The sequence below is a fragment of the Candidatus Omnitrophota bacterium genome (assembly GCA_028693815.1).
Classification (GTDB): Bacteria; Omnitrophota; Gorgyraeia; order Zapsychrales; family Aceulaceae; genus Aceula.
The window spans coordinates 127,215-144,457 of record JAQUUP010000001.1 but is presented as its reverse complement, the minus strand read 5'-3'; the positions used below and the strand labels follow the sequence as shown (position 1 = coordinate 144,457).

At 37.6% G+C, this 17,243-nt stretch carries 21 protein-coding genes; 1 reads left to right on the top strand and 20 read right to left on the bottom strand.

What is annotated here, in order from left to right:
- Nucleotides 1-2 precede the first annotated feature (2 nt).
- From PHY73_00660 to PHY73_00585, 16 genes are all read right to left on the bottom strand, one after another.
- Nucleotides 3-746 (bottom strand): type II secretion system F family protein, encoded by a 744-nt coding sequence (locus PHY73_00660; protein ID MDD3374220.1) that lies wholly within the window; start codon nt 744-746, stop codon nt 3-5.
- A gap of 222 nt (nt 747-968) precedes the next feature.
- Complete coding sequence (locus tag PHY73_00655; protein MDD3374219.1) at nt 969-3,986, bottom strand: hypothetical protein; 3,018 nt, start codon at nt 3,984-3,986, stop codon at nt 969-971.
- 27 nt (nt 3,987-4,013) lie between these two features.
- Nucleotides 4,014-4,286, bottom strand: a complete 273-nt coding sequence (locus PHY73_00650) for a hypothetical protein (protein MDD3374218.1) — start codon at nt 4,284-4,286, stop codon at nt 4,014-4,016.
- 46 nt (nt 4,287-4,332) lie between these two features.
- Nucleotides 4,333-5,913, bottom strand: coding sequence for a hypothetical protein (locus PHY73_00645; GenBank protein ID MDD3374217.1), 1,581 nt, complete (start codon nt 5,911-5,913; stop codon nt 4,333-4,335).
- Nucleotides 5,914-5,956: 43 nt separating this feature from the next.
- Nucleotides 5,957-6,394 carry a hypothetical protein gene (locus PHY73_00640; protein ID MDD3374216.1) on the bottom strand — a complete coding sequence of 146 codons (438 nt, stop codon included), beginning with the start codon at nt 6,392-6,394 and terminating at the stop codon, nt 5,957-5,959.
- A 1-nt stretch (nt 6,395) separates the two neighbouring features.
- The gene (locus tag PHY73_00635) at nt 6,396-6,728 is read right to left on the bottom strand and encodes a hypothetical protein (GenBank protein ID MDD3374215.1); all 333 of its coding nucleotides are present in this window, start codon (nt 6,726-6,728) and stop codon (nt 6,396-6,398) included.
- Complete coding sequence (locus tag PHY73_00630; protein MDD3374214.1) at nt 6,725-7,048, bottom strand: Flp family type IVb pilin; 324 nt, start codon at nt 7,046-7,048, stop codon at nt 6,725-6,727. The genes PHY73_00635 and PHY73_00630 overlap by 4 nt, the downstream gene beginning before the upstream one ends.
- 105 nt (nt 7,049-7,153) lie before the next feature.
- Nucleotides 7,154-7,546 (bottom strand): hypothetical protein, encoded by a 393-nt coding sequence (locus PHY73_00625; protein ID MDD3374213.1) that lies wholly within the window; start codon nt 7,544-7,546, stop codon nt 7,154-7,156.
- The gene (locus tag PHY73_00620) at nt 7,524-7,904 is read right to left on the bottom strand and encodes a hypothetical protein (protein MDD3374212.1); all 381 of its coding nucleotides are present in this window, start codon (nt 7,902-7,904) and stop codon (nt 7,524-7,526) included. The genes PHY73_00625 and PHY73_00620 overlap by 23 nt, the downstream gene beginning before the upstream one ends.
- Before the next feature lie 66 nt (nt 7,905-7,970).
- Nucleotides 7,971-8,279: a hypothetical protein gene (locus tag PHY73_00615; GenBank protein MDD3374211.1), complete on the bottom strand. Its 309-nt coding sequence runs from the start codon at nt 8,277-8,279 to the stop codon at nt 7,971-7,973.
- A 68-nt stretch (nt 8,280-8,347) separates the two neighbouring features.
- Nucleotides 8,348-8,653, bottom strand: a complete 306-nt coding sequence (locus PHY73_00610; protein ID MDD3374210.1) for a hypothetical protein — start codon at nt 8,651-8,653, stop codon at nt 8,348-8,350.
- 98 nt (nt 8,654-8,751) lie between these two features.
- The gene (locus PHY73_00605; GenBank protein ID MDD3374209.1) at nt 8,752-9,126 is read right to left on the bottom strand and encodes a hypothetical protein; all 375 of its coding nucleotides are present in this window, start codon (nt 9,124-9,126) and stop codon (nt 8,752-8,754) included.
- A gap of 34 nt (nt 9,127-9,160) precedes the next feature.
- Entirely contained in the window at nt 9,161-9,355 is a 195-nt protein-coding gene (locus PHY73_00600; GenBank protein MDD3374208.1) for a class III signal peptide-containing protein, read from the bottom strand.
- Nucleotides 9,356-9,381: 26 nt separating this feature from the next.
- Complete coding sequence (locus PHY73_00595; protein ID MDD3374207.1) at nt 9,382-9,588, bottom strand: class III signal peptide-containing protein; 207 nt, start codon at nt 9,586-9,588, stop codon at nt 9,382-9,384.
- Nucleotides 9,589-9,623: 35 nt separating this feature from the next.
- Entirely contained in the window at nt 9,624-9,779 is a 156-nt protein-coding gene (locus PHY73_00590) for a hypothetical protein (protein MDD3374206.1), read from the bottom strand.
- A 166-nt stretch (nt 9,780-9,945) separates the two neighbouring features.
- Nucleotides 9,946-11,580: a hypothetical protein gene (locus PHY73_00585; GenBank protein MDD3374205.1), complete on the bottom strand. Its 1,635-nt coding sequence runs from the start codon at nt 11,578-11,580 to the stop codon at nt 9,946-9,948.
- 401 nt (nt 11,581-11,981) lie between these two features.
- On the opposite strand from PHY73_00585, the gene PHY73_00580 reads away from it, so the two are divergent.
- Nucleotides 11,982-12,215: a hypothetical protein gene (locus PHY73_00580; GenBank protein MDD3374204.1), complete on the top strand. Its 234-nt coding sequence runs from the start codon at nt 11,982-11,984 to the stop codon at nt 12,213-12,215.
- 4 nt (nt 12,216-12,219) lie between these two features.
- Here PHY73_00580 and PHY73_00575 read toward each other — a convergent pair whose 3' ends face one another.
- Genes PHY73_00575 through cpaB form a run of 4 tightly spaced genes read right to left on the bottom strand, consistent with a single transcriptional unit; the run spans nt 12,220 to nt 17,237 of the window.
- The gene (locus PHY73_00575) at nt 12,220-12,561 is read right to left on the bottom strand and encodes a DUF192 domain-containing protein (GenBank protein ID MDD3374203.1); all 342 of its coding nucleotides are present in this window, start codon (nt 12,559-12,561) and stop codon (nt 12,220-12,222) included.
- Between the two features lie 26 nt (nt 12,562-12,587).
- Nucleotides 12,588-14,747 carry an ATPase, T2SS/T4P/T4SS family gene (locus tag PHY73_00570; GenBank protein ID MDD3374202.1) on the bottom strand — a complete coding sequence of 720 codons (2,160 nt, stop codon included), beginning with the start codon at nt 14,745-14,747 and terminating at the stop codon, nt 12,588-12,590.
- A 23-nt stretch (nt 14,748-14,770) separates the two neighbouring features.
- On the bottom strand, nt 14,771-16,411 hold the full coding sequence (locus PHY73_00565; GenBank protein MDD3374201.1) for a TonB family protein: 1,641 nt from the start codon (nt 16,409-16,411) through the stop codon (nt 14,771-14,773).
- A 7-nt stretch (nt 16,412-16,418) separates the two neighbouring features.
- Nucleotides 16,419-17,237, bottom strand: coding sequence for a Flp pilus assembly protein CpaB (cpaB, locus tag PHY73_00560; protein ID MDD3374200.1), 819 nt, complete (start codon nt 17,235-17,237; stop codon nt 16,419-16,421).
- Between the last annotated feature and the right edge of the window lie 6 nt (nt 17,238-17,243).

The following is a 17,243-nucleotide window of genomic DNA, read 5'->3' as shown; positions in this document are numbered from 1 at the left end:
TTCTAAAAATCCCCTATTTTACTAAATTTAATAACAAAAAATGTTCCAACAACCTGCAAAAAAGCTGCCAATATTAAAAGATTTTTTCCCTGTTGCGACGCCAACATAATATCAAAATATTGAGGATTTGAACTATAAACAAAAACACCGAACGCAATTGGGAGCAAAGACATAACAAATCCTTGTATTTTCCCTTGTAATGTTAAAGTTTCAATATTTTGTTGAATTTTACGATTTTCGCGAATCGTGGCAATAATGCGATTAAAAATAACCGGAAGATTTCCGCCTGTTTCTCGAGCTAAAAGAACAGCCGAAATAAACTGCTGCAGAGCAGGCGTTCCCATGCGAGCATAAAGCCTATCAAAAGACGCCTCAAGAGAAACGCCCATTTTGTTTTCTCCAATCAAAATCGCAAATTCCTGACTAATCGGGTCAGGCATCTCATCGGCCACAACTTCCATTGCCTGCAAAAGACTTAAACCCCCTTTGAGCGCACTATTAAGCATCATCAAAGCATCAACAAGCTGACTATAAAACATCCTTTTTCTTTTGCCGGCTAAAAACTTAATATAAAAACTAGGAAAAACAAAACCAATCACGCCTCCGACAATTGAGGCCAAAAGACGATAGTCTTCAGGTGCCGCTAAAAAAGCAATCACCGCCAACAAGAAAGGAGCCAAAATATAAAGAAAAACCATCTTCTTTTCTTTAGCTTGAACAAACATCTCGTCCATTCTTGTAGCCATTTTCTCTGCTCGGCGCTTATTAAAATCGCGAATAAGATCGAGGAGCTTCGGTAAAAAAATAAAAAAAAGACTACTTACCGAAAAAAATAAAAGCACAAAAGACAATATTTTCATATTTTTTAATTTTTACCAACTAAAGAAAAATGTTAATTTTAAACTCATTAAAATAAAATTTCTGACAAAATCACAAATACTGTTAAAGAAATAAATCTCTAACAAGGCTTACCAAGGATCTGGAGCATCCTTACAATCCACAAATTTTATAGCAAAAGCACTAGGGTGTCCGCAAGGAAGATCACCTAAGAAATATTCAGTGCAAGATCGACTCTCAACCCCTTCTTTTAAAAGATCGCTCATTAAACTCCAACAATCTAAATTTTCATCAGTTATCTCAGCCAAAAGAAAAGCTCCTGGCGTACCAAAAGCCCCAGGAACCGAATCAAAAGCCATAATATCCCCACAATAACCTTGTTGAGCGATTAAATCTGGAGACGACACTGATTCAGCGTCTGGATGCTTAAAAATATTTCTCCAAAAATTCGTGCCTGTAGCCCAATTAAGGACTCCAGAAGGTTCGTCATAACGGATAACCCTCACCTTCGTCATCCCCCCTTTAAAACACTTGTTTGTGTTGCCATAGTCACTGGCAACTATACACCTACCTTTACCTCGATAATCCATAATACTAAAATTTGCCCCATTGTTGCCGTAGCTATAAAATTCTGGAAATTTTGGCTCCACAGGACAATCATCGCCATTGGTAGATGGATTAATATTCCCTCCATCGCTTATACATGTCGTTCTTCTGCAGTTTCCATTGCATAAACTTGGAATTTTTGCTTCAACAAAAACAATATGCCAAGGACCAAATTCTTGACCCTCTTTTGGATCATCGCGCCAAGCATAAACAGCGCTAGAATTGTTTCCCATAGAAAAAGGCGTATGCTGAGAAGCCGAATTCATATAATCACGTAATGCTTTTACTCGAGGATCATTTAAAAATCCATTAATTTTATCTTTAGCTTCTTGGAGTTTATTAAAAATATCTTGAGATTCTTTGTATAATCCTCCCTCCCCATCAGGTCCAAATAAAAATTCTTTGCGTTGCAAAATTTTATCCGCAATATTCTTTATTTCCCAGATAAAATGATAATATACGTTCGGGCCCGACGGAATATCAGAATGACATCCTGTAGCTTGATCGCCTTCAGGAGGCTCGCTAAAATCTAAGCCAAATTGATCCGCTAAATTTTGGCATATTGATATGTTCTCGGGGCACTCAGTAAAACAAGTATTAATATTTTGAAGAGCATCGTCATAACAATCCTTAATGTCGCCTAATGACCCAGAGCAAATACCGGGAAAATAAGGAAGAGTGTAATTAGCATTCTGAAAAGATGTAATATGATTTTGTATTTCTTCGATAGTCGAAACCCACTTTTCTAATTTTCCAGGATTATCCACATCGCCTACACGAATCCAAGGTTCCACGCCCGGATACCAATCATCAAATGTTGCTGCTAAATATTTAGGACTCTCGGAATCAATTTCTAAATATTTCGAAATTAGCCCGTCTAATCCATTTGCTTTATCGTACCTAAAAAGATCAATCGCATCATTTCGCCATTCGTCTTGATTATTAACAGAATTGCCAAGCATATTTTTACCACAAGTCCACAAGGCAATGCAAGAAAGAGGACATGATAAAGGATTTGTGCAACAAGAGCTGCAACTCGGATCACAGTTCTTTCCAGGACACCTGCTATAAGGAAGACTTTCAGAACAATATTGATTAGCGCCTTTTTTCCAAATTAAACCTCCTACAGAATCATAGCATTCGTTATTATTAAGAGACGCGACATTCACAGTATCTAGTTTTTCGACAGCATGCCAGCACCTTTCTTTGTCGTAATCAGGATATTCGAGGCACATCGATCCATATGTTAATGCTAAATTTAAACTATCCGGATAATCTTCACAAAATCCTGAACGCTTATTTCCCATCCCATCAAAACCAAAGCCACTCCAATAACAATTTTCTTCATCAGTCTGATATGGAGGACGCACTTCATACCACATCGCTAGCTTATCGAGCTTCCACAAGAATGGATATAGCTGTCCTCTTGTATCTTGCTCAAGCCACTGCTCCTCTCCAGAATTCAAAAAAATAGCATTGCCGTTAACGGCAAATGTAATCAATTGGTTTTCATCATCTCTTCCTATAAACTCACGAAAAGATTCAAAGCTAACATTAGAAAATCGTTCATAATATGGATCATAAATATATCGCCAAGGAGTGCCATTGTCAGGACAGGCTGGATCAAGTGGGCTTGCTGAAGCATCACATCTATCATCATATTCATTATGATGATATGTTCCTACATCAGGGATATCTTCGTGCCAACCAGAATCCCAAAGACCCCAACCATCATCATCTAACGGCTCTGAATCAAAGGGCAAGGATCCTCCCCCTTTTGTAACAAACTCTCCTAAAGCCCTTTGAAACAACTTTACAAGGTTAGTTCTGTCGTAAGATTTCTCTGCCAAAGCATGAACTCTTTTACCAAATAGAAAATTAAAACGACTAATTTTCTCATTAGTCCCTTCCGGGGTACCATCACCATAATAATAGCCATCCATATCATCATCACCAATCTCTGGAAGCTGAAATGAATCAGTAACTAAAGACTGAAGGGCAGTCATGAGACCTTGATCACGAATCTGCTGATTAATCTCAAGATCACTAAATGATTTATTCCATGAAGAAATAATCTTACCTTGGCCGATAGACTTAACTCCCATCTCTACGAGATCTGCCCCAACATTGATCCAAGCATTTCCAGCGGCTTTTCCTGTAACTGCAGCAGCACCAGGAACAAGACTTGCAATGGTCAACCCTACAGCACAGACCAAGTCAATAATAAACCCCACAATTTGCTTGCCCCATCCTGCCCCTTTTACAGTTAAAACGGAAGGACAATCAACATTATCCCTAATCCCTTCCATATAATAAGCTTCAACATAACTTGCAACCGAAGAAGCTAAAACAGCGGCAGTCGTATCAGAAACAACAGTTAACGCTGTTTTAATTTGAGAAATTTTTCCTAAATTAATAATAACGGACGTCAAGACCAGCAAAATAGCTAAAAAAACAACAAGCACAATAGCAATCTGCCCTTGCAGTCTTTTTCTTTGAGGACGACAGCTAAAACGTAACCATTGATTAAAAATCTGTAACATCAAACACTCTCCTTATGCCTCAAAATATTATTGCATTAAACTTTCTTGAAAAATTAAATTTAGCTGAGGAATTTCCTCTGATGGCCTTGTCATCTGATCTTTAAACTCCCACCATTCAGCGTTATCCGCAGGAGGATTTTGCTTAACACTTTCATTGCTTACAATAGGTCTAACAAAAATAATACCAGCCCATTGAAGAGCTTTAACGCAGCTGTAAAAAATAAGCATCACCACAATAAATGCAAAGACAAATTCCAATGTTGCTTGCGCTTTTTTTTGGTTTATTTTTATTTTTACCATTTTTTCTCTCTTGGCTTTATTTACTTTTTCTTCAAACTAAAATGTATTAATCCTGCGTTATAAATTTAACTCCTTTTCTATCTTCCATAACAGTGCGCACATAAAGAATATTTGTTCCATAATCAAAACATGTTTTATATTTCGCGTTATAAGCATCTCCGTCGCAACAATCCAAAGTGTTGCATGCCATCTCAACAGATAAATTGTCGCTGCTGCAATAATCGGGTTTTTCCGAGAAACCATAACCCACGTCATCTTTTGCGTGGCTATAACAACCTCCTGCCCCAATCAAACCTTTTTTTGGACAAAAACATCCTGTATTATTGCTTAACTGAATCTTACGCTCAATGATATCTAAAGAATTCTGAGTTTGTCTCGTTTTTTTCTCAATAGAACCAGAGGCAATCTCTTCTTGATCAACAATTAATTGTCCAGAAGAAAACGTTGTGATCTTTGCCTGGTCGCTCACAAGGCCAGGACTTGGTTTTCCAGCAACTTTGTCTGCAGTATCATACGTCATGTCAAGATCACCTGCTTGATAATCTAAAACCTTTAGCTGTGTAACCACCATACAAATACCCGCATCAGCAAATGGCCACAAAGCATCTCCGTATTCTCCGGGCTCCAAAAGATTATATGTACTTTCTAGCATAATGTTCCCACCGCAACCTTTTATCGCAATTAAAGTTAAAATCTGCTCTTCCTTTTTATCAAAATCAACATCAAGCACGGTCTGAGCGCCATCCTTATAAGGCTGTATGCCCCACAACGAAGCATGCACTGGAAACCATTGCCATTCCATGTTATAGCGATCTGCCTTAGACATCAAAGAAGGAGCAGGATCCTCCATTTTCAAATTAAACCTATGCTTAAGCTCTTCATTGCTAGGGTCATCGCCACAATGTCTTGAGAAATCTGGCTTCCACGGATCCCACTGACTATAACAAAATTTCTTATTTGTTTTCGCAATCTTTGTATAAAAAACAAGCTGAGGAGCTTTTATCAACCAACCACTAAACCAAGCAAACTCCTTCCATTCGTCTAAAACTGAATGAGGAACTTTTGATAAACAATTTTTTGAATTATTCTCTCCTGGACACAGATCCCAAAGTCTTACTCCGTCTCCTCCCATCATATTCACAGTTTGAGAACTATCATAAGACACTCCATTTGCTCCTTTTCCATATGTCCGAAATCCAGCCGTACGAAAAACAAAATGCTGACCATTGATATAAATATCAGTAACAGGCAAGTTTTCATTTTCTCCGTATTCTAAAGAATAGTTAAGAAGGTTAGAAAAAGTTCCTCCCCCGGATGCCATCGACGGAGTGCTGGAAGAAGAGCCATACTTTGCTCCACCTTCCAAAGTTGGCTTGTCATTAATCCATAAGACAGACGCATGAGACCTGCTTACAGAACCATCTACGCTGCCTGTCTCCGACAAGCTTCGCCCTGATAATTCTAAAGCCTTATGCATCGCACCAAATTGAGCATTTGAACTATCCGCAAAACTCATTGCATAGCGAATAACCACGCCCAAAAACATCAAAACAAGGCCTCCATAAATCGCAAGCTCTAAAATAGATTGTGCTTTTTTGTTTTTAAGTTTTCGGCAAATTAATATCATTATTCTTATCTTTTCTTTTTATTCTTTATCCGGCACATCATTCTCAATCTTTGCATTCATCTGTTTCGCAAGCCGTAGCACAACACCAATGAGGACTTAGCCCCCAAGGAATCTGCGGCTCATCGGGTTTTTTCCGACATTGATCCGCAGTAACACCCTGAATACTTCCATTAAAACCGTATTCTGTACAATCTGAAACACCCTCTTTATCTATGCAGCATGCGTAACAATTCTGAGCATACCATATTTCCCATGGCCATTCACCTGAACTAGAATCATGAGCTGCATAACGCTGACATTCCAAAGTCTTCGCCGGATCATACTGTTGGCCATATCCAAAACGATCAGCTGTTTCTTTCCATCGACCAAAAAAAGATCGATGTATCTGATGGCGCATCGCAATCATTGCACCAATAAACAAAAGAATTAAAACCGAATACTCAACAACAGACGAAGCTTTTTTGTTTTTCTTAAAATTCATTTTATTCAATGGTAATCGTTTCTACTTTATTTTCCACCATATTTGTTACGTCCGTTCTCGATGTTTCGTACCCAGATGCACCAGCGACATCAACTATCATCAACGTCGAAGAATTAGATTCCATATTTTGCGTTGAATGTACTTCTCCTAACGGATCATATTGCTTTCCCATGCCGTCAATAGTTTCTTTCCATTTTCCTTGAACACCTCTCTGAATATATGTTCGCATAGCAATAAGTGCTGAAATAATAACAATAAAAAGAACCACGAATTCTAAAAGTGTTTGCCCTTTTTTGTTATATTTTTTTGTTTTTAAACTCTTCTTTATCATCATTCTTCCGTTAAACCCAAATTTGTTAATGCATTTGTTTTTGTTGTGATCATCTCTTGTTCATAGCTACTATAAATACCTTGGGTTTCATCAATCGCTGTATTTGTCGTAACCCAAGCATTTGTTTCTGCAAAATCCAAATACCCTTCCTCATGATTTGCCGCTTGCTCAGATTTGCTTTGATAACCAATCGCATCTGCCACAGACTTCATAATTTTTTGAATCGTTCTCTTAAAAGGCGTTCCCATAGTTGCCAGCACAATGGCAACAATGCCTGCAACAATAGCATACTCGATTAATGTCTGTGCCTTTTTGCTTTTCACCTAGAAACATTCCCTTCTCAAATTTGCTAAAAATTATTTTACTAAACACTGTTTATTCGTCTGCCATTCCATGTAGCCATAATCGTAAGCATAATCAAATTCACATTAATTATTGTAATCGTCATCTCGAGCAAAGCCTTCTACACTTGTTGCCTGAACTTGAATATTTGAAGACACTGTATGCACATATTGGTCAGAAGCTCCGTCAAACAAAACATCTGCACTTGCATTGCTTGCTGTTGTTGTATCTTTTTGCGCATAATATGGCTCATACTCTGCCAACACCTGAGGATAGAGTTTTCCTCCTCTTTGTATATGAACTTCCTTAATGTCAGGGTCTAAAGTTGAAACCGCATATCCTCGAGCATCATTAATGCGCGCTGAAAGCCCTCTTTGAACAAACAGCGTCATGCCAATAATAGCAAAAGTTGCAATCGCAATCACAATAGTGTATTCGCCCAAAAATTGCGCGCTTTTATTCTTTCTTCTCTTTACCATATCCATCCTTCGTTTTATCTGACTGCCCATCTAATATGGGAGGCGGAGCAATTAGTTCGTCATAAGTATTCGTATAAACATCAACGTTAGTCGTCTCAGGCTGGAAAAAATCTGAATACGTTTCTCCTGCAACAGACTGCTCATAAGAATTACTAAAAGTGTTTGTTGTTTTGTTATATCTCGTGTGCCCATATTCAAATTGCTCTGAAGAAATATCATCGGTTGATGATTTAATTTTTCCTTGAAGACCTGTTTGAAAATATGTCCGCATAGCAATCAAAGCACCGATAATAATCACAATAAGGACAGCATACTCCAGAGTACTTTGGGCTGTTTTTTGTTTTATTTTTAACAGCATCTTTTTTCCTTTCTTGCTTTTTTAGTTCAGCCTAAATATTATTAATTTCAACCAACAATCCTATGACTACTGTGCAACATCTGTACCTGTTGAGTTTATCTTAACATTCGTCATTTCACCGCGAAGAGTGGTGTCTATTTGCCCAGCATAAGTATCCTCTGCTGTCCTACTGAAACTATTGGTTATTTTCGTATAATTTGTACCCGTCAGATCAAAGTGTTCAGAGGAAACATCATCGGTTGATGATTTAAGCTTGTCCTGGATGCCTCTTTGCAAATATGTCCGCATAGCAATCAAGGCACCGATAATAATGACAATAAGGACAGCATACTCCAGAGTACTTTGGGCTGTTTTTTGTTTTATTTTTAACAGCATCTTTTTTCCTTTCTTGCTTTTTTAGTTCAGCCTAAATATTATTAATTTCAACCAACAATCTCATTTTTTTACTCAATATCAGTTGCTGAATCTTCTCGAACACTTGTTAACTCTTGCCCGATAAGCGCAGAATTCGTTTGGCCGTCTTGAACGATCTCACGAGTTGTGCTAGAACTGTTAGTCTCTTTCGAATACGTCGTAGCGCTTGGATCAAACTGACCTGAAGAAATATCATCAGTTGACGATTTAAGCTTGCCCTGAATGCCTCTATTTAAATATGTCCGCATAGCAATTAAGGCACCGATAATAATCACAATAAGGACAGCATATTCCAGAGTACTTTGGGCTGTTTTTGTTCTTAATCTATACGGCATTCTCCCTCCTCTTTATTTATTCAATGTATATTAGCGACCCTCTTACAAAAACCATTATTTATGCTTCTTAAACTTTCTTCTTTTTTCCAACATCATTATTAAAACGCTATTCCATTGCCAATAGTGGCAGTAGTGTCATACATCGTATTCGAAGAACCTGTTCTTGTTGTATCTGTATTTGATATCAAGCTCGCTTGACCAGCAGTAACTGCCTGCATTTCATTTGCAGTGCGCGTGGTAGCATAGTTGCTTTGTGTATAATAAGGCTCGTATTGTCCAGTGCTGTAAGTAGTTGCCCCACCGGCACCAAAATTACTATTATCTGTCAAATACTGCGAAGCATCTCTAAGTCTTCCTTGCATGGTTCTTTTGACAAATGTTTGCATAGCAATAATTGCACCAACAACCAAAGCAATCAAAATAGCATACTCAGCAACATTTTGCGCTTTCTTGTTTTTTAAAAACCTCATCATCATCTCCTCCTTTTTTTCTTTTTTATAGTTAAGCTTAAAACGCCCCAGATAAAGTGTTAGCGGCTGCGTTCATTTCGTTTGCAACTGTGTTGTATGTGTCGCCAAGAATATTGCCAAGCTGTCCTGTTGCCGGATTTAAAAAAATAATAGCCACCGCAATAACGGCTGTTACCAAAAGAATGTATTCCAGCGTGCTCTGTCCTTTTTTGTTTCTCAATAATTTTGACACAATTTCCTCCTTTTTTGCTTATTCTTTTATAATGAAACTCTAATATTCCCAGCTAAATCTACCCCAGCCTCATCTATTTCACTCGAGATTGTATTCTGTGTATCATTAAGAACTCGACCAAACTGCCCTGTTGTCGGATTTAAGAAAATAATAGCCACCGCAATAACAGCTGTTATCAAAAGAATATATTCCAACGTGCTCTGCCCTTTTTTATTTCTCAATAGTTTTAACACAATTTCCTCCTTTTTTTATTAATAATAAATCATAGCTATTGTCGCATTTCTTCTTCAATCTGTTTTTGAATCGCTTGCGTTGAACGGGAAACATACGTACTCATAGCAATCATAGCCGCCGCCACTAATGATATGACAATGGCATACTCGATTAAATTCTGGGCTTTATTATTCAAAGGAAACAATCTCACTTTTTTTCTCCCGTGGCTTTGGGTTATTGAGAAAAAAAATGCCGGTTAGCAATTTTTTCATTTTCCGAGATTTTCCATTATATGGAAATTTATTTCTCATATTAAATATAGCATATGAAACTCAGGAAATCCATGTTATTCAAAGAAATAAAAAAGAAAGTGACATCTAGGCGTTAGCAAAGAAAATCCGGATCTTCTGGTTTAAGCAGGCGTTGCTCTCATTGACTCGCCTTAATATATATTTTAATTCTTTTATATATGTATATTCTTGCGGCAAAATTAACGATACTTTTACAATGCCGTCTTGTTCCTCTGCGAACCCAGAAAGACGATAAAAAACATTTTGCGCATCCTTAAACGAAAACTGCTTGCAACTTGATGGAAAGAAATGCTCTCGGCAATACCGGTGCATATTCATTAGAAAATTATGCGCCAATGTGTTTCTTTCCCCAAGAAACATCGACTCCCCATCCTCGCCTGACTTCTCGTCGGTAGAAAACATATTCGAGCAATCTTTTGTTGTCGGCTCTTCTTTTGTCATCATAAAATCTTGATGCCCAGTCCCAGGATGCGGCCACTGCGCAAAATACTGATTGATAATTTGCTCTGCGATTTGAATTGGCTTTGGAATATTGCTTATGAGAACAAACGGTTCTTGTCCTTCGATTTTTAAAATAAAAGCCCGTAAATTAATTTCTTTGTCAAGTAAAGGATTCTCAATAATAAGATCAGACTCCGAATACAAAACATTTTGATTTATAAAATTAAACGCTTTTTCTTGTGTTACGCCTTTTTTTTCTAGAGCTTGGGCAAAAATCATATGAGAATTCGGTAAAAATGTAATGAAATGACGTCTTTTATGAAGAACGGTGTCAAAGGAAGAGAGAATCTCGTCTTGTTTAGAAATAAGATCAACCTGAGCGACCCCGTAAGAAGGAAATCCTTCAAAGCATGCTAACATGGTATAAAAATAAGATGGGAAACTTTCAATGCCAGGAGCGCATCGCAAGACAATAGGGCGAATGTTAGTCGCTATCTTTTTTGATAAAAAATCAAGAGATTTCTCTAAAGGCAAAGAAAAGCTAGAATGGACATTATCTTTTGTCCAGACTGAATTAAATTGCGCGTCAATACAAAAAATATTACCATTTTTAAGAATAAATTTAAAACACTTGACCTCTGTAAAAATCTCAGAAGACTTTAGACTAATTTCTTGTTTTTTATTTTCTAGATCCTTTAGCATTGCCGTGGCTTGATGAATTTCTTGCGTAGGTGGAGAAGCGTTTATTCCATTTATTTTTTGCCAACCTATTTCTTCAGCTAACACGCTCTGATCACTGATACCAAACAAAGGCGCATACAAAAAACTCCCTGCCAGACCTGATTGAGCCGCTGAATCTGTAAGAAAGCTTACAAACCCTTCTTTTGCTATCTGCAATTCAGCTGCCTTTAGAATAAAAGATCCCAGCTTCTTTAATGGATACTCTTTCTTTTCCTGCACAACAACAGCCGCCGGTTCCTCGCCTAAGAGCTCCCTTGGCACATTAACAAAAAGTTCTTTTTTTCGATACTCTGGAATTTTAAATTTTTCTTGTTTTTTGTCTTCTCTCGACCTGCGTCCAATAGGACTGCTCAAAAGAAAAGTTTTAAGAATAGTATTAACAGAAGATTTTGAAATTTTTTTTTGAAAGAATTGACTTGCTAAGTCGGAAATTTTTCGACAGCTCAAAGAAGGACTTGTCCTTTTTTGAAGAAGGATATAATCAACAACTTCTTTTTTTAGTTTATACGTTACACCCATAAATGAGCTCCAAACTTATGGAGGCCAATTTTGCCGACATAAGTTTATTGAGCGAATTTATCCCGTACCCGAAGGGTATCGGGATATTCACCGATTAGATTTTCGAATTTACCCTGTGAGTTCCGCGGCCTAGCGGAACGAATTAAAATTTTTATTATTATCTTTCTTATAAAACCCCGCTTTGCGGGGTCATCTGCCTGATTTTTCTAGAAAACTCTAAAGAAATCAGACAAGAATGTCCAGAGAGAAAATGTCCAAAATGCTTTTTTTCATTATATCCTAGCTTGAATACCAACGTCAAGCTTAAAAAGGCAATTATTCTCTATTTATTAAAATCAAAAATTCTTCTTGTCAAAATAAAACAAACCATTCAAAATATAAAAAAAGAAAGGAAACTCTTTATGCAAAAATGTCCCTATTGTTTTGAAGCTGTTTTAGAGCAACCAAAAAAATGCCCTTTTTGTGACCAATTTATTATTGATGATTTAATTAATGTTGATTACAAAAGTATTGAAAAAAAGAAATGTTTTTTTTGTGGAAAAAAAGTCTTTAAGGAAGCGCGAATCTGTAAACATTGTCATCAATGGCTAGATCGTGTTATGGATGCAAGTGATACATTTGATAATATCGAATAACTTATTATTCTATTTCTAAACAATCCCCAATATGAACTGAGGATTTCTCAATGCTTCCTGCAGGAAGTTCAATCGCCTGCCTTGCTCTAAAGAAAAAAGGACTTATGCAAAAAGGCTTTATGTTTTGAACCAATCCTACAACCTTATTTTTTTGGTCAATAAAAAGAACGTCGATTGAAAATTTCATAAAAAACATATGAATCGCCTGACATCCATCGATAACTAGCGCATCCTCAGGACCAAAAAATTTTTTTCCCAAAAGACCTTTGAGGCGAGCTAAAAAACTTTTAGCCTCTTTTGCTTTTACTGCAACAATTGTTTTTTCTGTTAAATTAAGAATTCTCATAAGAAAAGAATTAAAAAGCGGTGAGATTATGCATTAAAAACATCTTTGGTGATGGCAATACCTCTTTTGGCAAAATCGTCAAAACAAGCTGGAACATAGCCGGTCGCCTTGTATTCACCTAAAATTTCTCCAGATTCACTAATACCCTGATGTTCAAAAACAAAGACATCTTTCATTATGATTTCGCGTTCTTTTGTTAATCCGGCAATCTCTGTGATCCCTGAGATCTTCCTTGTTCCGTCTGAAAATCGAGAAATCTGGACAACAATGTCAATCGCTGTTGAAAACATTTCATAAATCGCCTTTAGCGGAAGATCTAAGCCGCTTAACAAAATCAAAGAACTCATGCGAACTAAAACATCCCGCGTTGTGTTCGCGTGAATCGTTGTCATAGAACCATCATGCCCAGTATTCATCGCCTGAAGCATATCTAAAACTTCTGGCCCACGACATTCGCCAATAACAATGCGATCTGGACGCATGCGCAAAGAATTAACAAAAAGATCTCGTATTGTAATGGCGCCTTTTCCTTCAACATTAGGAGGACGAGACTCAAGCCGACCCCAATGCCTTTGCCGAAGCTTAAGCTCTGCGGCATCTTCAATTGTCAAAATACGCTCCCCGTCCGGGACAAAAGAAGAAATAACATTTAGCAATGTTGTCTTGCCAGATCCCGTCCCACCGGAAACAATAATATTTTTTCGCGACAAAACACAAGCTTTTAAAAAATCAACCATTGGCTGCGAAACAGAATGATGAATATGCAGAAGATCTTCAACGGTAATCCTGTCTTGTGCAAATTTTCGAATAGTCAGCATTGGTCCTTTTAAAGACAAAGGAGGAATGATCGCGTTGATACGAGATCCGTCCGGAAGTCGAGCATCAACCATAGGCACAGATTCATCAATGCGTCGTCCTAAAGGAGCTATAATACGCTCAATAATCGCACGAATTTGACCATTTGAAATAAATTTTTTATTAGTTAAAATAATGCGTCCGTTTTTTTCAACATAAAGCTCATCTTTATTGTTAACCATAATATCTGTAATCTCTGGGTCGGCTAAAAATTCTTCCAATGGGCCAAGGCCAAGAGTCTCATCAGCAATTTCTTTAACCAATCGTCTCCTCTCGTCATGAGAAGAAATAAGGGCGTCTGCCTCTTCAGCTAAAAGATCGCCAATCACTTTTTCGGTGCTTTCCCTAATTTTCTTAGATTGCTTAGGGTCCCTTAAAGCTTCTGTTGTAATAGTACTTAAATTTAATCGATCAACAAGTTTGTCGTGTACAGCTTGCTTTAACTTAATAATTTCATCATCCTCGTGAGCAACCGACAAAACCTCTTTGCTTTCTGAAATCTTTGAACTAATTCCCAACTTTTCCCAGAAATTCTCTTCTTGGCCAGAATTTGTTGTTGTGCGAATGCGAGCAACTTCTGTTCCTTGAATAAAAACTGTTTCTTTGATTAATCGATCTGCGAGCTTCTTGACAGCTTCGCTAGCAGGACTACCTGGTGCATCCGAAACACACGGAACACCTCTGTTTAGTGCAAGCCCAACAGCATGTCCGTCCGATGGAATCTGTGCAAAAATTTCACAGGGGAGAGCAGAGCGTACTTCCTGCCAGGCAACTCCTCCGCGACTTTGCGATCGATTTAAAACAAGTTTAACAATGCTATTTGGAAAATGAAGTCTCTCTAAAACATCCAAGCACCATCGGGCCTGAAAAACAGCTAAAATATCTGGCGTTGCCGTTAACAAGATAAGATTTGACTGATCAAAAACAGTAATCAGCGTCTCGTTAAAAACCTTTCCTCCGTCGACAATAATATAGTCATAAAGAGGTGCAACTTTTTTGAAAAACAATATAATTTTCTCTTGATTAATCAAAGGAACTTGATCGACATGAGTCACACATGGCAGAAAATGAATTCCAGACGAATGTTTAGAGCACGCCTTAACAATCATCTCTGCATTTTCCAGGGACTCATTATTAGAAAGAATATCAACAATAGATTTTTCTGTTTTAATATTTGCTGTTCTAGCCAAATCTTGGCTCGCCTGAAGATCAAAATCAAGCAAAAGAACTTTTGTTCTTTTGGAAGCCATTTCCACAGCCAAATTAAGGGCAACAAAAGTTTTTCCAACGCCCCCTTTAGTGCTAAAAACAACGGTTGTTTTTGCGCTCATTGTTTCCTTTTAAAATCACTTTTTTAATCCATGTCTAGTCGATAGACAATAGGAATTGTTACTGTTATTTCTCTAGCATTAACATCTGAAGGAAAATTTCCATAAGGGGAAAAACGCTGTGCCGTATTAAGCGCAGCTTGATCTAAAACTGGATAGCCGGAAGATTGGCTTATCAAAGCGGACAAAAGAGCGCCGTTTCTAAGAAGCACAAGCTCTAAATCAACAGCTCCTTGAAAATTGGACTGTCTGGCATCCTCGGGATACATAAGATTTCCAGCAATTTTTCTCTGAATCGCTTTAACATAATTTGCTATATTTGCTGGAACCGAAATAGACCGAAATGTTTCCTTAGCTGTTGAAATGGGCTTTTCCTCAATAACTGGAGTCGCTTTTACAATATTTTCTTCTACATCATCACTTTCTGCCATACGGTTTCTTGAAATAATTTTAGGCGTCAAAGTAATGAAAAGCTCTGTTTGCTTATTTGGGTCTGTGCTTTTATTTCTAAAAATAGCTCCTAATATAGGAATATCACTCAAGAATGGGACTCTAGAGATATTTTCTGCTTTATTGTCTTTAATAAATCCTGCCAAGACAACGGTTTGAAGGTTGTCCAAAAGAAGCTTTGTTTCTGCTGTACGTGTCGTATAGGCATAGTTTCCAGAAACAATATAGGAGCTGTCGACATCTGTTACCTCAACCTTAAGCTCAATGTCAATCTTATCGTCCTCTTTTACTATAGCCTTAAGATTTAAATCAACTCCGTAATCTTTAAACTCTATGTTTTGTGTAACATTGCCACCTTCGGTTGTCGTTGTAGTGCTAACGGGAATCTGGCCTCCAACTAAAAAACTAGCTTCTTCTCCGCTTTTCATAACAATTCTTGGCCGAGAGAGAACCTTTCCTTCTCCTTCAGTAATAAGCGCATTGATTGTTGCCTTAAGCGCCGTGGTTCTAGCAAAATCGCCTATTTTGAAAAAATCAGTGGGTGCGTTAGGATTAAATGTTGGTAAAGTTTCATCGTACTCTAAGCTTCCTCCGCCTTCAGAGTTGGTCCATTCAATTCCTAAATTCTTTGTTACCGTTGTATTAATCTCTGATATTTGAATATCAATTTCAATAAGCTCTTTTTTTTCTCTTTCTTTAACAAGATTCACGATGCTATCTGAAAAAGGCTCAACCATACCATCAAATTCCTTTTTCTTTGCGTCATCGAGCTCACCAGAAACAACAATCTTTCCTTCAAGTGCGTTTTCTTTAAACTCTAAGTCTTTAATGCCAGCGCTCTGCAAAAGAGATTTCAATCGTGTTTCGACGAGATCTAAATTCTCCTCAAACACCCAAACGACGATTGATCTCTTTCCATATTGATCCCAAATAAAAACAGTTGTTTTACCAGCTTTTTTTCCTGACATTAAAATCTCAGATGCGCTTGTTTCGACCACATCCGCAACAGAAGGATCTGTAACGGCAACCCTTGTCAATTCTTTAGTCCAAATTGTATCAAGATCTCCGACGACCATCTCAAGGGTATCCTCTCCAAAAGCACCAATTGTTTCCCTGAAACTTTTCGAAAACGCTTCAGGCGCTGCCGCTATTAAGAAAAAGACTGTCGCGACAAAAATAAAAAATCCAATATATTTTTTTGAAATATTTTTTTTCATAAAGTTTTTATTCTACTCCCCCTCGAAAAACTTGAATATTAGATTGTTCTTTTTCGTTAAGATCTACGGTTTCTTTCGGCGACGCTGGAGAGCTAACAACAACTCCTTGCTCTTCTAAGAGATATTTGTTAAATGTATCCCAATTGCCCGATGGCAAACGTTCTTCTCTCGTTTCTCTTGGGCCCCTTAAAACAAGCTGAAGATTTCCATGTGTTTCAGCAAATGTAATCATCTCAACTTGTTCTGGATCAACAGCTAATGTTATAGGAAGAGTAGCTGTTTTTTGTTGAGCTTCAAAATTTGCAGGCATCTCAACATTATAGCCAATAGCTAAAACTTGAATATTCTGGAATAATGTAACTGTTGTTTTTTCTCCAGAACTTGAACCATTTGCTTTTATATGAACTAAAATGTCGACAAAATCCCCTGGATTAATCAAGCCTCCAACAGCAGATAAAGTCTCGATCTTAACCGTAATCGCTCTTTTACCAGAAGGTGTTTTGAGGGCCAGAGATTGAGGTTTTACAATGTCTCCGTTTTCTTTTGGTGGGGCCTGACGCTGTTGTGCCTGTGTTTGGGAAAACGAATCAAGCCTTTGCTGAATTTGGCCAGCATAGGCGTCTTGTCGCTGATAAAGCGACTTGTTTTCTTGTTCTAGTTTTTGTATTTTTTCAAACAAAGCCTTAATCTCTTCCGACGAAGCTCCTTTTGAAACCGTCGTATTGATATAGTTATTAGTCAACACAATGGCCACAATCCCCGCAATCACCGCCAAAATAACAATGCCAATTTGCTTATTATTAAATTTTTTAAAATCAATAGCCATAGACCA

Bases quoted from the DNA above. Each gene is read 5' to 3' on its own strand.
- cpaB (MDD3374200.1), bottom strand. From the start codon at position 17,237: ATGGCTATTGATTTTAAAAAATTTAATAATAAGCAAATTGGCATTGTT.
- PHY73_00610 (MDD3374210.1), bottom strand. From the start codon at position 8,653: ATGCCGTATAGATTAAGAACAAAAACAGCCCAAAGTACTCTGGAATAT.
- PHY73_00625 (MDD3374213.1), bottom strand. From the start codon at position 7,546: ATGGTAAAGAGAAGAAAGAATAAAAGCGCGCAATTTTTGGGCGAATAC.
- PHY73_00575 (MDD3374203.1), bottom strand. From the start codon at position 12,561: ATGAGAATTCTTAATTTAACAGAAAAAACAATTGTTGCAGTAAAAGCA.
- PHY73_00635 (MDD3374215.1), bottom strand. From the start codon at position 6,728: ATGATGATAAAGAAGAGTTTAAAAACAAAAAAATATAACAAAAAAGGG.
- PHY73_00615 (MDD3374211.1), bottom strand. From the start codon at position 8,279: ATGCTGTTAAAAATAAAACAAAAAACAGCCCAAAGTACTCTGGAGTAT.
- PHY73_00645 (MDD3374217.1), bottom strand. From the start codon at position 5,913: ATGATATTAATTTGCCGAAAACTTAAAAACAAAAAAGCACAATCTATT.
- PHY73_00570 (MDD3374202.1), bottom strand. From the start codon at position 14,747: ATGAGCGCAAAAACAACCGTTGTTTTTAGCACTAAAGGGGGCGTTGGA.
- PHY73_00565 (MDD3374201.1), bottom strand. From the start codon at position 16,411: ATGAAAAAAAATATTTCAAAAAAATATATTGGATTTTTTATTTTTGTC.
- PHY73_00650 (MDD3374218.1), bottom strand. From the start codon at position 4,286: ATGGTAAAAATAAAAATAAACCAAAAAAAAGCGCAAGCAACATTGGAA.
- PHY73_00605 (MDD3374209.1), bottom strand. From the start codon at position 9,126: ATGATGAGGTTTTTAAAAAACAAGAAAGCGCAAAATGTTGCTGAGTAT.
- PHY73_00640 (MDD3374216.1), bottom strand. From the start codon at position 6,394: ATGAATTTTAAGAAAAACAAAAAAGCTTCGTCTGTTGTTGAGTATTCG.
- PHY73_00620 (MDD3374212.1), bottom strand. From the start codon at position 7,904: ATGCTGTTAAAAATAAAACAAAAAACAGCCCAAAGTACTCTGGAGTAT.
- PHY73_00580 (MDD3374204.1), top strand. From the start codon at position 11,982: ATGCAAAAATGTCCCTATTGTTTTGAAGCTGTTTTAGAGCAACCAAAA.
- PHY73_00655 (MDD3374219.1), bottom strand. From the start codon at position 3,986: ATGTTACAGATTTTTAATCAATGGTTACGTTTTAGCTGTCGTCCTCAA.
- PHY73_00585 (MDD3374205.1), bottom strand. From the start codon at position 11,580: ATGGGTGTAACGTATAAACTAAAAAAAGAAGTTGTTGATTATATCCTT.
- PHY73_00660 (MDD3374220.1), bottom strand. From the start codon at position 746: ATGGCTACAAGAATGGACGAGATGTTTGTTCAAGCTAAAGAAAAGAAG.